Source organism: Streptosporangium sp. NBC_01639, assembly GCF_045209755.1.
GTDB lineage: Bacteria > Actinomycetota > Actinomycetes > Streptosporangiales > Streptosporangiaceae > Streptosporangium.
Genome location: NZ_CP109272.1, coordinates 15,335 through 28,242, shown reverse-complemented (window position 1 = coordinate 28,242; position 12,908 = coordinate 15,335). Strand labels below are relative to the sequence as shown.

Below are 12,908 nucleotides of genomic sequence, written 5' to 3'. Positions count from 1 at the left end.
AAGGTGGCCATCTCGACCCGTGAGGGCGGACCGTCGCCAGGCCGTCGTGGACGGCGCGGAGCGGTTCCATGCTCCGGTCCACTGAATCGGTCCTGACTTTGTCGCGGATCATCACGCGCATGTTCTTGTCCCGTTCCGTCATCTCGATGGATCCCGCTGGACTTCAGGTGAGCGCCCGTCCACTTCGTCGGGCGGATTGCGCTCGGAAGGCACTGGGGGGGTGGTCTGTGGCGTGGGGCCGCCGCGGAGGGGGATCTCGCGGATGAGCCAGGAGACGGCGAAGGCGATCACGGAGAGTACGGTGGCGCCGATGAGGGTGACGTGCAGGCCGCTGGTGACGGCCAGCCGGACGGCGTCAGCCGCCTGGGCAGGCAGGCTCGGCAGGAGCGCGGGCGTGAGCTCGCCTCCTTCGGTCAGCCGGTCGGCGGCGGCCGGTCCCAGGTGGGCGGCCAGGTCGGTGTGCATGCGAGTGGCGTACAGGGTGCCCAGCAGGGCGATGCCCACCGATCCGCCGATGGTGCGCAGCAGGGTGAGCGTGCCGCTGGCGGCGCCCATGTCGCGCGGATCGGCGCTGTTCATGGTGATCAGGGTGGTGCTCTGCATGACCAGGCCCATTCCCGCTCCGATGAGGAGGGTGAGTGCCGAGGCGAGGGCGGCGGGCGTGTCGGTGTCGAGCCGGAACAGGGCCGACGCGCCCGCGATCATGAGGGCTCCGCCCAGGATGGGATAGACCCGGTAGCGGCCGTTCGCGCTGATGAGGCGGCCGGTGACCAGCTGGGCGCCGAGCATGCCGAACATCAGCGGGAGCAGCAGCATGCCGCTGGCCGCCGGGGAGGATCCTTGGACGAGCTGCATGTACTGCGGCAGGTAGTTGGTCACGGTGAGCATCACCGCGCCGACCAGGAAGCTGAGGGCCTGGGCGAGGGTGAAGTTGCGGTCGGTGAACAGCCGGGGTGGGATGATCGGCTCCGCCGTACGGCGTTCCACGGCCACGAAGGCGGCCAGGGCGAGCAGCCCGATCGCGCCGAGGGTCCATGAGGTGCCACCCGCCAGCAGGGTCAGGGCCACGATGGCGATGGTCAGCAGGGCCGCTCCGGCGTAGTCGATGCGGGGGCGGTGACGCTCGGCGGGTGGCAGATGGATGCGGGTGACGATGAGCAGCAGGGCGAGGGCGCCGAGGGGCAGGTTGACGTAGAAGGTCCAGCGCCAGCTGAAGTAGTCGGTGAGCAGGCCGCCCAGCAGTGGCCCGCCGACGTAGGCGACCGGCATGATGACGCCGATCATCGACTGCAGCCGGCCGCTCTCACGGGGCGGGACCAGGACGCCGATGATGGCCAGCGCGCCGACCATGAGCCCGCCCGCGCCGAGGCCCTGCACGGCGCGGAAGGCGATGAGCTGGGCCATGTCCTGGGCCAGGCCGCAGAGCGCGGACCCGGCCAGGAAGAACGTGATGGAGGTGATGAAGGTGGCCTTGCGGCCGAACAGGTCGCCGAGCTTGCCCCAGATGGGGGTGGTGGCTGCGGCGGCGAGCATGTACGCGGTCACCACCCAGGGCAGCAGGTTCAGGCCGCCGAGCTCGCCGGCGATCGTGGGCAGCGCGGTGCCCACGATCAGGCCGTCGAGCATGGCCAGGAACATGCCGGTGAGCAGTCCGAAGACACCAAGACGTGTCATGGCGGTTCAGGCGGCATAGGGGCGGGCGGTCCTGGCTTCGCGCAGTGAGTGCGCCCACCAGGCGAGCCGGTCCAGCATGACCTTGGCGGCGGCGTCGGCGGCCGGGTCCACGGCCTTGCCGTCGCCGTCGAGCTGCGCCCAGGGGTGCTGCAGGCCGACGCTGTCGCGGATGGTGACGGCGTGCAGTTCGGCCAGGACGAGCCGCAGTTGCTCGACGGCGCGCAGTCCGGCGGAGAAGGCGCCGTAGGAGACGAACGCGACGGGCTTGGCGTGCCACTCGGTGCTGTGCCAGTCGATGGCGTTCTTCAGCGCCGCCGGGAAGCTGTGGTTGTACTCGGGGGTCACGATGACGAAGGCGTCGGCCGCCGCCAGGCGCGGCGAGACAGCCGCCAGCAGATCCCTGTCCTCCTGAGTGGCGGGCGGCTGTCCGAGCACCGGGAAGACGGTCGGCAGCGGGGTTTCGATCAGGTCGATCAGGTCGGCGCACATGTCGTCGCGCTGGTCCAGGTGGTCCATGACCCAGTTCGCCACGGCGGGGCCGAAACGTCCGTCACGGGTGCTGCCGAGAATGACCGCGATGTTGAGCATGATGCCTCTTAGCTGTGTACGGCGTATCTGTCGCGATACAACGTACACAAGAGTGTGTACGTTGTCTATTTTTGATACGTCGTATTAGTGAGCGAGGAAGAGATCTACGACATGTCCGCCGGCAAGTACGTGGTCACCGGCGAGGCATCGCACAGACCATCGTGGTCGACCGTCGGCTCGGTTGACATCTATATGTTTAAATTATATTTATTAGCAAAGGTAGATTGATCTCAACCACGTTCGCCACGGGAGGGCGTAATGCCGCATTTGACCGTTTATGCCATGGAGGAGCAACTCGTCGGACGCGAGTCCGTGCTCATCAGCACGCTTACGGACACCGTCGCGCGAATCTACGGGGAGTGGGCCCGCGAGCTGATCGTCGTCCAACTGCTTGCATTGCCTGCGGGACGCTGGGGCGTGGGTGGACACGCCGTTGACAACCCTCCTCCGATCGTCTCTTTCGGCATTCGCGAGGTCGCCCTGACCCGGCCGGACGGCCCGCAGATCGTCGCGCGCCTGGCTGCGGATGTGACGGACTCCGTGGCTCAGGTGCTCGGTGATGAACTTCGCGCCGGCGTGCTGGTGGAGTTCAGACCCCAGCATGACGACCGCACAGCTCTCGGTGGCCGGCTGGTCGGAGCCCGCGAGCGGCCGGCGGCTGGCGGAAACCCCGCGAGCACAGAGGGCTGACGGGCGGTTCACCGCGTCGCGCGGAAGGCTGCGACCTGCAATGGCAAGGTCTCGCCGGGCAGGCGAGTCTCCGGAATGGCGGCGGAGACTAATCCGTTGGGAAGCGCAGCACCCAGCGGCGCTGCCACGGGGTCTCGATGGCCCGGTGGTGATGGTGCTCGCGCGTCCAGGCGACGGCGTCGGCCGGGTCGAGGCCGGCCAGGACGGCAAGGCAGGCGACGACCGTGCCGGTGCGGCCGACGCCGCCCCCGCAGGCGACCTCCACCGCGGTGCCCGCCCGCGCCCGCTCGTGCAGCGCGCGGATGTGCTGCACGGCCAGATCGTGGTCGCGGGGCAGCAGGAAGTCGGGCCACTGGATCCATGTGCGGGGCCACCGCAGCTCGCTTCCATGGCGACGGCGGAGCCGGTCTGAGCCGAGATACAGGCCGAAGTCGGGCATCGGGCCCTCCGGCAGCGGATGGCGCAGGCCGCGGCCGCGGATCCAGGATCCATCCGGGAGTCGGAGGGCGCCTGCGAGCGGCGGCATGCCGGCCGGGCCGGCTGTTGCGCTGTCTCCGGGGTCTCGCATCGGGTTCTCCTTGTGTCTTTTACCGCGTCTCACTGGGGGCGCTGTCCAGCCGGTGCCGTGCGCGGTGGTTGGCGACATTGAGCCGGTTGCCGCACACGTCAGGCATACAGTAGATGCGGCGTCTCCGCATTACCGCCGAGTAGCAGCTGGTCATGTCGTCGGTGGATGACGAGCAGGATCACGGCATGCCTGTCCCCGGTGGCCGAGACGAGGGCGCCGCCCGTACGACATGGTGGTTCTCACCGCCCGCACTCGGAGCGGTGAGGCTAGAGACGTGTCGCAGTCCGGATGAGGTCGGCGACGGCTCTGGACCGGCTGTGCGGTGGCCAGGCGATCACGGTGGTGACCGTCGGCGCGTCCAGCACGGGCACGGCGGCGAGGTCCCCGTGCAGTTGGGCTCGGCACGACTCCGGTGAGATCGCGCAAGCGCGGCCGAGCGCGATCAGCTGCAGCAGCTGCGCGTGGTCGCGGACCTGCGGGCCGGGACCGGGCGAGTAGGTGCCGTCGGGGTCGGGCCAGCGTGGCAGGGGCAGGCCTGGCAGCGCGATGATGTCGGCCATGTGCACGTGGGCCCGGATGGTGAGTGGATGCCCGGCCGGCAGGACCACAACCTGGCTCTCCGTGCTGAGCTCTTCGGTGTGGAACCCGGCCGTCGAGTCGAACGGCCGGTGCAGCAGCGCCACGTCGGCCCGGCCCTCGCGCAGGAGTCGTTCCTGCTCGGCCGGGCCGCACAGGGTGACGTCGACGGGGACCGCGCCGGGTTCGGCGGCGTAGGCGTCGAGCAGCTTCGCCAGCAGTTCCCTGGACGCGCCGGCTTTCGTGGCCAGGACCAGGCCGGGACGGCCGGTCGCGGCGAGAGCGGCGCGGCGGGTCCGGCGCTCGGCGGCGTCGACCGCGCCGAGGGCCGCCCGGCCCTCGGCCAACAGCACCGAGCCGGCCTCGGTCAGCGTGACGGTGCGACTGGTCCGGTCCAGCAGTGCTGCCCCAAGGCGGCGTTCGAGCTGCTGGATCGCTCGTGACAAAGGCGGCTGTGCGATCCCGAGCCGCTGCGCGGCGCGCCCGAAGTGCAGCTCTTCAGCGACAGCGACGAAGTATCGCAGCTCCCGGGTCTCCACGCAGCCATGTTATCCCGGCATCGATACCTGAGCGGTATCGATGCTCACCTGATCGGTGTTGGACGCCTCGCCAGGGTCCGGGCCAGCATTGTTCCCATGAGCGAACAGACGATTGCGCTGGTCACCGGCGCGAACAAGGGAATCGGGTACGAGATCGCCGCGGGCCTGGGCGCCCTCGGCTGGAGCGTCGGCGTCGGCGCTCGCGACGATCAGCGCCGTAAGGCTGCGGTGGAGAAGCTGCGCGCGGCCGGCGTCGACGCGTTCGGCGTACCGCTGGACGTGACCGACGACGCGAGCGTGACCGCCGCCGCACGGCTGATCGAGGAGCAGGCCGGGCACCTCGACGTGCTCGTCAACAACGCCGCAATCACCGGTGGCATGCCACAGGAGCCCACCCGGGTCGATCCCGCCACTATCCGGACGGTCGTGGAGACCAATGTGATCGGCGTCATCCGCGTCACCAACGCGATGATGCCGCTGCTGCGCCGCTCTGCCTCACCGCGGGTCGTGAACATGTCCAGTAGCGTCGGCTCCCTCGCCCAGCAATCAGGAACCGCCGGTGAGCAGACGACGGGTCCGGTGGCCGCGGCGTACGCGCCGTCGAAGACATTCCTGAATGCCGTCACCCTCCAGTACGCCCGGGAGTTGAGCGGCACGAACATCCTGATCAACGCCGGCTGCCCCGGCTTCGTCGCGACCGACCTCAACGGTTTCCGCGGTGTGCGCACCCCCGAACAGGGGGCGGCGATCGCCATCAAACTCGCGACCCTGCCCGATGACGGCCCGACCGGCATGTTCTTCGAGGACGCCGGCGTAGTGCCCTGGTGATGTGCACGGCGGTCATCACCCGCCGGCTGAGACGGCGGCTCTGCCGGCGCCGGATCATCCCGGCGATCGTCAGCACCATGGTGAGCAGGGCGATGACCGTGGCACCGCTCACGTCGGCGCCTCCACACCGAGGTCTGGTCTGACGATTTCAGAGACGTGAGCGAGCTGAACGACCTGGCCACGAGTCACGTTGACGGCTCTTCGATTGCGACCGTCGTGTCGGCCTTTGCCCACCCCTACTGGGCAGGGTGAGTCACGAACGCGGCGCCGCCGGCATCACACCGCGTCGGCGGGTTGGATCGGAGGCGCGCCGCCCCCGGGTCTGGTCACGCTATCCGGGGGCAACACACAGAACTCATTGCCGTCGGGATCGGCCATCGCCACCCGACCGACCCTGCGCCGGCCGATGTCGATTCGAGTCGCCCCGAGGGAGACGAGACGGTCGACCTCTGTTTGCTGATCACCGTGCACAGGTGGAGCGAGGTCGAAGTGCAGCCTGTTCCTCCCTGTCTTCGGCATGAGCGGCGGACCGCCCCACGTGATCTTCGGACCGCCGTGCGGTGAGCGGATCGCAGTCTCCTGGTCCTGGTCCCAGACCAACGGCCAGCCCAGTGCTTCGCTCCAGAAGTATCCGACGTCCTGCGAACCGTCGCACGCGAGCGCTCCGATGAATCCGCAGTCAGCAAGGAAGTCGTTGCCCGGCCCGATGACGCAGAACTCATTGCCTTCAGGGTCGGCGAGCACCACATGACCCTCCTCCGGGCGTTGCCCGATGTCGATGTGCCGCGCACCGAGTCCGAGCGATCTCGCCACCGTCTGCTGCTGGTCCTCCAGGGATGTGCTCGTCAGATCGAAGTGCATCTGGTTCTGGCCGGTCTTCTTCTCCTGGGTCGGAAGACATCGGATCCGGAACCCGGTGTCATCGCTCGGCAGGAGCGCGATGCCGTCGTGGGGGTCGTCGGCCGTCTCCCAGCCTAGGACTCCCGCCCAGAAGCGCGCGAGACGGAGCGGGTCGTTCGCACCGAAGCAGAGCGCGACAAGCTGAGAGGTCATCCCGCGTCTCAAATCTGCCGACTCACCGGCGCAGACAGAGCACGTCCGCCTGGCGCATGACGGAAGCAACATTAGCCCGATCGAGGACTGAGACACCAACGCACATGAGTCGGAAGGCGACGCTTCCGGCGCGTGGCCCGCGATCAGGACAGCGGACGGTTGACTCGCCGCAGCCGCTCCGGGTGCTCGGTCCTTCACCATCGCCAAGCGCCCGGGGACGCCCTGGTGGAGGCCGTCCCGTTTGACCACCCGTCGTTCGGTGAGGACGTTCAGGGACGGCGCGTGTAGATCACCCCGAAGCCGGCGTCCCCACGCTGCCCTGCGAGGGTACTGCAGTAGACATCGATACCCAGCGCCGGCGGCGCGTGGTAGTCGGAGACCGTGCCCAGTTGGCAGTACCTGCCGCTGCCGCCGGTCGCGGTCACCTGCACGTTGCCGAACAGCTTTCCGCCGCCGGCCCAGTTCAGGCGATACCAGCCGAGGCCGAGGCGGCTGACGGCAGGCGTCTCGCCGGCCGAGCTGTGCGAGCGGGCGGCGTCCACGGTGGGCGCGGCGGGGTCGCCGGTGATCCGCGTGTAGGTGGCGGGGGTGGCGGTGTCGCCGTGCAGGCCCACTCCGTCCACGTGGGAGAGCAGGAAACCGGAGTCGCGTGGCAGCCCGGTCGGGATCTCGTGACAGGTCACGGTGACTTCAAGCCCTTCGGCCAGCGGCCGGGTGCCCGCGGCGGCGCAGCGGGCGGGATCCCCCGTCCCGTACGGAGTGACCTGGATGTGGCCGGTGCCGCGGGTGAAGGGCGCGCCGGTCAGGACGACCCGGTAGACGCCGGTGCTCTCCCGGAGCACCCGGTTGACCTGGCGGTCGGAGTTGAAGGTCCCGCTGTTGAGCGCCGAGTCCAGGTTTCCCGAGCCCCCGTACCGTACGGTCGCCACCGGGGCGGTTCCGGCGACGGGAGCGGTGAAGAACACCTGGGACCACCAGTCGGCAGGGGCGCCGTGCTCGTCGAAGCAGCGCACGGTGAGCAGTTCGCCGGAGCCGTCCTGCCGGTAGTCCTCCACACCACAGGTGCGGCCCCGGTTGTTGGTCCGGTACGCGGTGGCGTGCGCGATCCCCCGCGTGGCGCCGATCCCTGGAAGGCGCACCAGGTAACGACCGGTGGCGAGGTGGGTCACCGTGGTCAGTCGTCCGGCCGCACCTGTGGTCCACTGCGGGCCGGGGTGGAGCGGGGTCTCCACGCCGATCGGCGCCTCGTCGACGGTGGCCAGGTTGACGTAGGCGAAGCCCCAGCGGGGCGTGGCCGGAGGCGTAGGCGCGCTCAGCCCGGCGAGGGCGTCGAACAGCTCCGCGGCCACCTGGTCGGACTCGGCTCTGCCGATGCCCGGCTCGGGAGCTTCCTCGGCGGCGCGTGGGCAGGTGGGCTCGTTGGCCACGCTGACGCAGTAGGCCCACCCCTTGCCGACGCTGACAATGATGTCGTTGCCCCTGGGGCCGAAGCAGCAGAGGCCGCTGGAGTCGGTGCCGTCGTGGGAGAAGCCCCACAGGCTGTAATGGAAGAAGCCCATCCGCCAGGCCGGGAAGTTGGCCGTCCGCAGCAAGCAGAACCGGGACTTGACGGCGGCCTCGGCCGGGCAGTTCAGCCGGTCGGCCTCGGCGCCGGGGTCGTCCAGAGGGCGAACGCGCTCCTCGGCGCTGACCACGATGGGGGTGGAGACGTCGGTCAGCAGCTGCACGCCGCCGCTGGGCGGCCAGCCGTACGGGCAGGCGGCGGGGGCAGGGCGGGGGCGGTGGCGAACATGTGGCGGGCCTCGTTCAGCGCCGCCGGGCGGGGCTGGTCGGAAGGGCCGGACGTGACGGTCAGCCAGTCGATCTCGACCGCGATCGTCTTGCGACAGGGGTCGGCGCCGTGATCGGGCAGCCAGGTGTCCAACGTGCCATCCCCCTTGGGGATGCCGTTGAGCTCCACCAGGTCGGCCAGGCCGTCCCCGTCGGTGTCCAGCCCGGGCGCGGGCGGCGGATCCTCGGGCAGTACGGCCGGGCCCTGCCACACCTGGTCGTGGTCGTTGTGGAAGGTGTGGCCGGGCGGCAGGGAGACATAGACGGCGTCGGTGTCCAGGTCGGTTATGCCGTCGTCTGAGTCCACGTAACGGTAGCCGTCCAGGTCGGAGTCGCTGTCGGCGTTCTCGAAGATCAGCTCCTGGCCACCCAGGGTGATCACCTCGGTGGAGCCGTCCTCGATGCCGTCCGCGCCGGTGTGCACGGTCACCAGGACCCGGCAAATGTGGCCTTGATCGCGGAAGACGGTGTTCCAGATCGGGCTCGCATTCACCTTGAACCGGTAGATCGGGCCCTTCTCCGGCGGCCGGTGGTAGTAGACGCGGTCGTCGTCCATCAGATCGGTGATGGTCAAGCCCATCAGCGTCCAGTTGTCGGCGCCGATGTCGCCGCCGACGGTGCTGACATGCTCGAATTCGAAGCCGCGCCAGAGCGCCGAGTCGCTGACGCACCGGGGCAGGCGTGCGGTCCAGGTGAAAGTGGTGTCGGGCAGGTCACCGGTGCCGCCGCTGTGGTAACCGAATCCGCCATCGAAAACGAATGATTCACCCGTTCTGACACCGCCCGATCCGCCGAGCCGGACGATCAGCAAGGACTCGTCGCGGATACCGTCGGATCCAGTCGTCAATCTGATCTTGATGCCACAGACGACCCGGTCGTCGGCTCGCGCGGGGAAGGCCGCCAGCAGCGGTGCGAGGAGGAACCCCATGATCAGTGCGGCCAGGAAACGTAAGCGCGCGTCAACCATGCTCCGTCCCTCACTCTCCACCCCTCAACCCCCGGGCGGCCTCCTCAGCGTGCCATCCATGAGGGAGTGGAGCCAGTAACGGTCCGGACAGAGGGAGGTGGCCGGGATGCTCACACCTACACACAATGAGGTGCGGGCTCATCAGCCGCGCGATGGGGGAGGGCGACACCGGCTGGGTGAGGAACAACCGGTCCTGGCCCACGCCATGACCCTGGCCCGCAGCGCGTCTTCCTGACGGGTACGCCGCAGGACCGCCGAACACGGCGTCCGGTAGCGGGGCGGTCCCATTGAGGCCAACGGGCGTCTTGGTGACCGTGAGAGTGTCCTACCTCGGCTGATGCTCGACAGCGCGGCTTCGGTCGATGGTTTGCAGTGCGGCTTCGGCTCTGATCCTCGCGGACCTGCCCGGTTGAGCATCACGTCCAACCGGGTCGATCCATTGCTCTCGGCTGGAACAGGCGCCGGCCGCCAGGTACGGTCCTTCAAAAGGTGTACAGCCGGACCATATATGGAGGTACGTTGCCGTATCGAGGCTTGATCTTGGACTTCGCCGGAGTGATGACGATCCCTCTGAGGGCCCCTATCCATGCCTGGTGTGTCAGCCAGGGCCTGTCTGTCGACGCCTGGACGAATGCGCTGGGTGGCCATCCCGTCGGCCGATCCCGGTATGTGGACTTGGAGTTGGGGCGCATGACCCAGGCGGAGTGGAACGCGGCCACCGCCATGCTGCTGGGAGTGGAGCCGGACAACCTCATGGGGCGCGCGCACGCCGAGGTGTACGCCGAACCGTCGATGGTCGCGCTCGCCTGCCAGGCCCGCCAGGCCGGGCTCAGGGTGGCGTTGCTGTCCAACTCCTACGGCCGCGATCCCTACGACCCCTACACCGCGACCGGCGTGTGGGACCTGTTCGACCACCACGTGATCAGCGAGGTCGAAGGCATCGCGAAACCGGACCCGAGGATCTACGAGGTGGCGTTGGAGCGGATGGGTCTGACGGCCGGCGAGTGCGTGTTCGTGGACGACACCGCGGCCAATCTCCCTCCGGCCCAGACGCTGGGTATCAGCACCGTCCTCGCCGACGGGCCCGGCACCGCGCACCGGGTGGCTGCCCTGCTGGACTTGCCGTGCCCCTCGTGCACATCATGATCGGTCGTCCGCCCGACTGTACGACCTGCCCGGCGATCACGTCGCCCCGCCCCGTTCCCAGAGCCGTCACCGGGTGAGTTTGGCGAGCATGTCAGGTAGTTCCGCTTCGTGCACCACGGCAAGACGCCTGGTGGCTCGGGTGATCGCCACGTAGAGATCGTGACCTCCCTTGGGTGACTGGGCGAGGATCTCGTCAGGAGCCACGACCACGACGGCGTCGAACTCCAGCCCCTTGGATTGGGTCACGGTGAGCACCACCACCGGCGCCTCGAGATCGACCTCGGCGAACCCGGTACGACGTGCGTCGGGAACGATGACGGCCAGCCGCCCTTCGCCGATCGCGGTGAGCTCGGACTCCACCACGTCCGCGAACCCGAGTGGCGTCTGACGGATGGCGCGAGGCGGAGTCTCGCCGGTACGGACCGACTGCGGGGGGACCTGGTCAGGAGCCACGGCGCGCAGAACGTCGGCGGCCACGTCCATGATCTCGGCCGGGGTCCGATAATTGATCATCAGTCGCTCCTCGCGCCAGCGGTCCTCGGTATAGGGAGCCAGCACCTCTTCCCAGGTGCGGGCGCCCGCCGCCGATCCCGTCTGGGCAATGTCGCCGACCACGGTCAGTGAGCGGGTCGGGATGCGCCGCATGACCGAACGCCAGGCCATCGCCGACAGCTCCTGGGCCTCGTCGATGATCACGTGACCGTAGACCCATGTCCGGTCGGCGGCTGCGCGCTGGGCGGTGGTCAGGGCCGGGCCGCGGTCGTGGTGGCGTTCGGCCAGGGTGTCGAGGTCCAGCAGGTCACTGAGCCTCGCCCCAGCCTCGTCCAGGATCTCGAAGTCGTTGTTGTAGATCAGCACATCCCGGGCGTAGGCCTGTTCGTCGCGCCGCTCGGCGGCGTTGGCCCGATCTCGCTCCTGATCGCCGGTCAGGTTGGAGCCGAGCAGCTCGGCGGCCTCGTCGAGCAGCGGCACGTCACCCACCGTCCACGGCGCATCCGGTGGACGCAGCAACTCCCCGGCCTCACCGGCGTCCAGACCCGCCGAGAGCATCGCCTCCCAGTCGGCCAGCAGTTCGCCGACCAGTTGCTCCGGGGTGAGGATCGGCCATAGCTCGTCCATCGCCTGCCGTACCGTCGGCTGCTCCCACAGCACCCGGCACGCCTCCCGCAATGCCTCCTCCTTGTCGATCCGCATCTCCTCCTCGTCCGGCGGCAACGCCAGCCACGAGTCGCCGTCTTCAGGCAGCACCACCCCCAGTTCCTCCTCATCCGTCAGCCGCTCGTACTGCTCGGCCTCGGCGGTGGCCAGCGCCCGCAGCATGTCGAGTACGAACACGTGCCGGGCCTCATTGTGCGGGCGGCGCAGTCCACGGGCGCGGTCGCGGGCGATCACGCAGGTGCCGTGGTCCACGCGGAGCGTCGTCCAGTCGACCACGACTTCCTTGCCGCCGCGCACCGACGTCCGAGCGGGGATCTTGACCTCGAGGTCCCCCTTGGGGACCCGCTGCCGATCTTGTACGGCTCCCGCCATCACCTCGACCATCCGCAGGCCGCCCTTGATCACAGCCTGAGACGGGCCATCCTCTGCCATCGCCGCGATGCCCGGATAGAGCCGCCCGAGCGTGGTCATCACCACGTCGCTCTCACCGAGGGAGGGCAGCACCTGCTCGATGTAGCGGGAGAACAGGTCGTTGGGCCCGATGATCAGGACGCCCCTGCGCTCCAGGACGTCCCTGTGCGTGTAGAGCAGGTAGGCGGCGCGGTGCAGCGCGGCAACCGTCTTACCGGTGCCAGGACCGCCCTGGACCACGAGAGTCCCATGCAGGCCCGAGCGGATCACGCGGTCCTGCTCGGTCTGGATGGTGGCCACCACCTCGCTCATCTTGCCGGTCCTCGCCCGGCGCAGCGTCGCCAGGAGCGCCGCCTCCCCGACCAGCGAACGGCGGTCGGCGTCGCTCATCCGATCGAGGTCGAACACCTCGTCGTCGACGCCGACCACGGTCCGGCTGCGGGTGTGCAGGTGGCGACGCCGTACCAGCGAACCCGGGTTGCCGGGCGTGGCGGTGTAGAACGGGCGAGCGGCAGGGGCCCGCCAGTCGATCAGGACCGGCTCGCCGTCGCCGTCGCGCAACCCGATCCTGCCGATATAGAGGGTCTCGCCGCCGGAGTCGTCGATCCGGCCGAAGCACAGGCCGTGCTCCACCCCATTGAGCCTGGCGAGGCGCCTGGCGTATTCGCCGGAGAACATCTCCCGCTCGACCATGCCCCGAGCGGTGCCGACACCGGGACTGCGGTGGGCCTCCTGCAGAGAGGTCTCGGCCCGCTCACGCGCCTCGTCGAGGTGGCAGTACAGCATGGTGATGTAAGTCTGCTCGACTTCGATTTGAGGGCTTGACACTTGACGGCTCGGCATTTCCTTGATACGATCCTTTTAGTTGGGGTATTGTTTC

The 12,908-nt window shown here is 68.9% G+C and carries 12 protein-coding genes; 3 read left to right on the top strand and 9 right to left on the bottom strand.

All coding sequences use genetic code 11. The features are described 5' to 3' along the window. Positions 1-138: 138 nt before the first annotated feature. Both OHA77_RS00140 and OHA77_RS00135 read right to left on the bottom strand, forming a co-directional pair. On the bottom strand, positions 139-1,674 hold the full coding sequence (locus OHA77_RS00140) for an MDR family MFS transporter (RefSeq protein WP_406315122.1): 1,536 nt from the start codon (positions 1,672-1,674) through the stop codon (positions 139-141). A 6-nt stretch (positions 1,675-1,680) separates the two neighbouring features. After that, positions 1,681-2,262: an NADPH-dependent FMN reductase gene (locus OHA77_RS00135; RefSeq protein WP_406315120.1), complete on the bottom strand. Its 582-nt coding sequence runs from the start codon at positions 2,260-2,262 to the stop codon at positions 1,681-1,683. A 258-nt stretch (positions 2,263-2,520) separates the two neighbouring features. Between OHA77_RS00135 and OHA77_RS00130 the strand changes: the two genes are divergently transcribed. Continuing rightward, the gene (locus OHA77_RS00130; protein ID WP_406315119.1) at positions 2,521-2,952 is read left to right on the top strand and encodes a hypothetical protein; all 432 of its coding nucleotides are present in this window, start codon (positions 2,521-2,523) and stop codon (positions 2,950-2,952) included. Between the two features lie 88 nt (positions 2,953-3,040). Here the strand turns inward: OHA77_RS00130 and OHA77_RS00125 are convergent, their stop codons facing one another. From OHA77_RS00125 to OHA77_RS00115, 3 genes are all read right to left on the bottom strand, one after another. Next, positions 3,041-3,520, bottom strand: coding sequence for a protein-tyrosine phosphatase family protein (locus OHA77_RS00125; protein ID WP_406315117.1), 480 nt, complete (start codon positions 3,518-3,520; stop codon positions 3,041-3,043). Positions 3,521-3,539: 19 nt separating this feature from the next. Beyond that, complete coding sequence (locus OHA77_RS00120; RefSeq protein ID WP_326827104.1) at positions 3,540-3,626, bottom strand: hypothetical protein; 87 nt, start codon at positions 3,624-3,626, stop codon at positions 3,540-3,542. 160 nt (positions 3,627-3,786) lie between these two features. After that, on the bottom strand, positions 3,787-4,635 hold the full coding sequence (locus tag OHA77_RS00115; RefSeq protein ID WP_406315115.1) for a LysR family transcriptional regulator: 849 nt from the start codon (positions 4,633-4,635) through the stop codon (positions 3,787-3,789). A gap of 96 nt (positions 4,636-4,731) precedes the next feature. On the opposite strand from OHA77_RS00115, the gene OHA77_RS00110 reads away from it, so the two are divergent. Then, entirely contained in the window at positions 4,732-5,463 is a 732-nt protein-coding gene (locus OHA77_RS00110; protein ID WP_406315113.1) for an SDR family oxidoreductase, read from the top strand. 276 nt (positions 5,464-5,739) lie between these two features. On the opposite strand, the gene OHA77_RS00105 is transcribed toward OHA77_RS00110, so the two are convergent. The 3 genes from OHA77_RS00105 to OHA77_RS00095 all read right to left on the bottom strand — a co-directional run bounded on the left by OHA77_RS00105 (position 5,740) and on the right by OHA77_RS00095 (position 9,313). Beyond that, entirely contained in the window at positions 5,740-6,516 is a 777-nt protein-coding gene (locus tag OHA77_RS00105; protein ID WP_406315111.1) for a VOC family protein, read from the bottom strand. A gap of 269 nt (positions 6,517-6,785) precedes the next feature. Beyond that, on the bottom strand, positions 6,786-8,243 hold the full coding sequence (locus OHA77_RS00100; RefSeq protein ID WP_406315110.1) for a hypothetical protein: 1,458 nt from the start codon (positions 8,241-8,243) through the stop codon (positions 6,786-6,788). Further along, positions 8,231-9,313, bottom strand: coding sequence for a hypothetical protein (locus OHA77_RS00095; RefSeq protein ID WP_406315109.1), 1,083 nt, complete (start codon positions 9,311-9,313; stop codon positions 8,231-8,233). The genes OHA77_RS00100 and OHA77_RS00095 overlap by 13 nt, the downstream gene beginning before the upstream one ends. A 690-nt stretch (positions 9,314-10,003) precedes the next feature. Between OHA77_RS00095 and OHA77_RS00090 the strand changes: the two genes are divergently transcribed. Then, positions 10,004-10,459 (top strand): HAD-IA family hydrolase, encoded by a 456-nt coding sequence (locus OHA77_RS00090; protein ID WP_406315107.1) that lies wholly within the window; start codon positions 10,004-10,006, stop codon positions 10,457-10,459. Positions 10,460-10,525: 66 nt separating this feature from the next. Here the strand turns inward: OHA77_RS00090 and OHA77_RS00085 are convergent, their stop codons facing one another. Then, the gene (locus tag OHA77_RS00085) at positions 10,526-12,856 is read right to left on the bottom strand and encodes a HelD family protein (RefSeq protein ID WP_406315105.1); all 2,331 of its coding nucleotides are present in this window, start codon (positions 12,854-12,856) and stop codon (positions 10,526-10,528) included. Between the last annotated feature and the right edge of the window lie 52 nt (positions 12,857-12,908).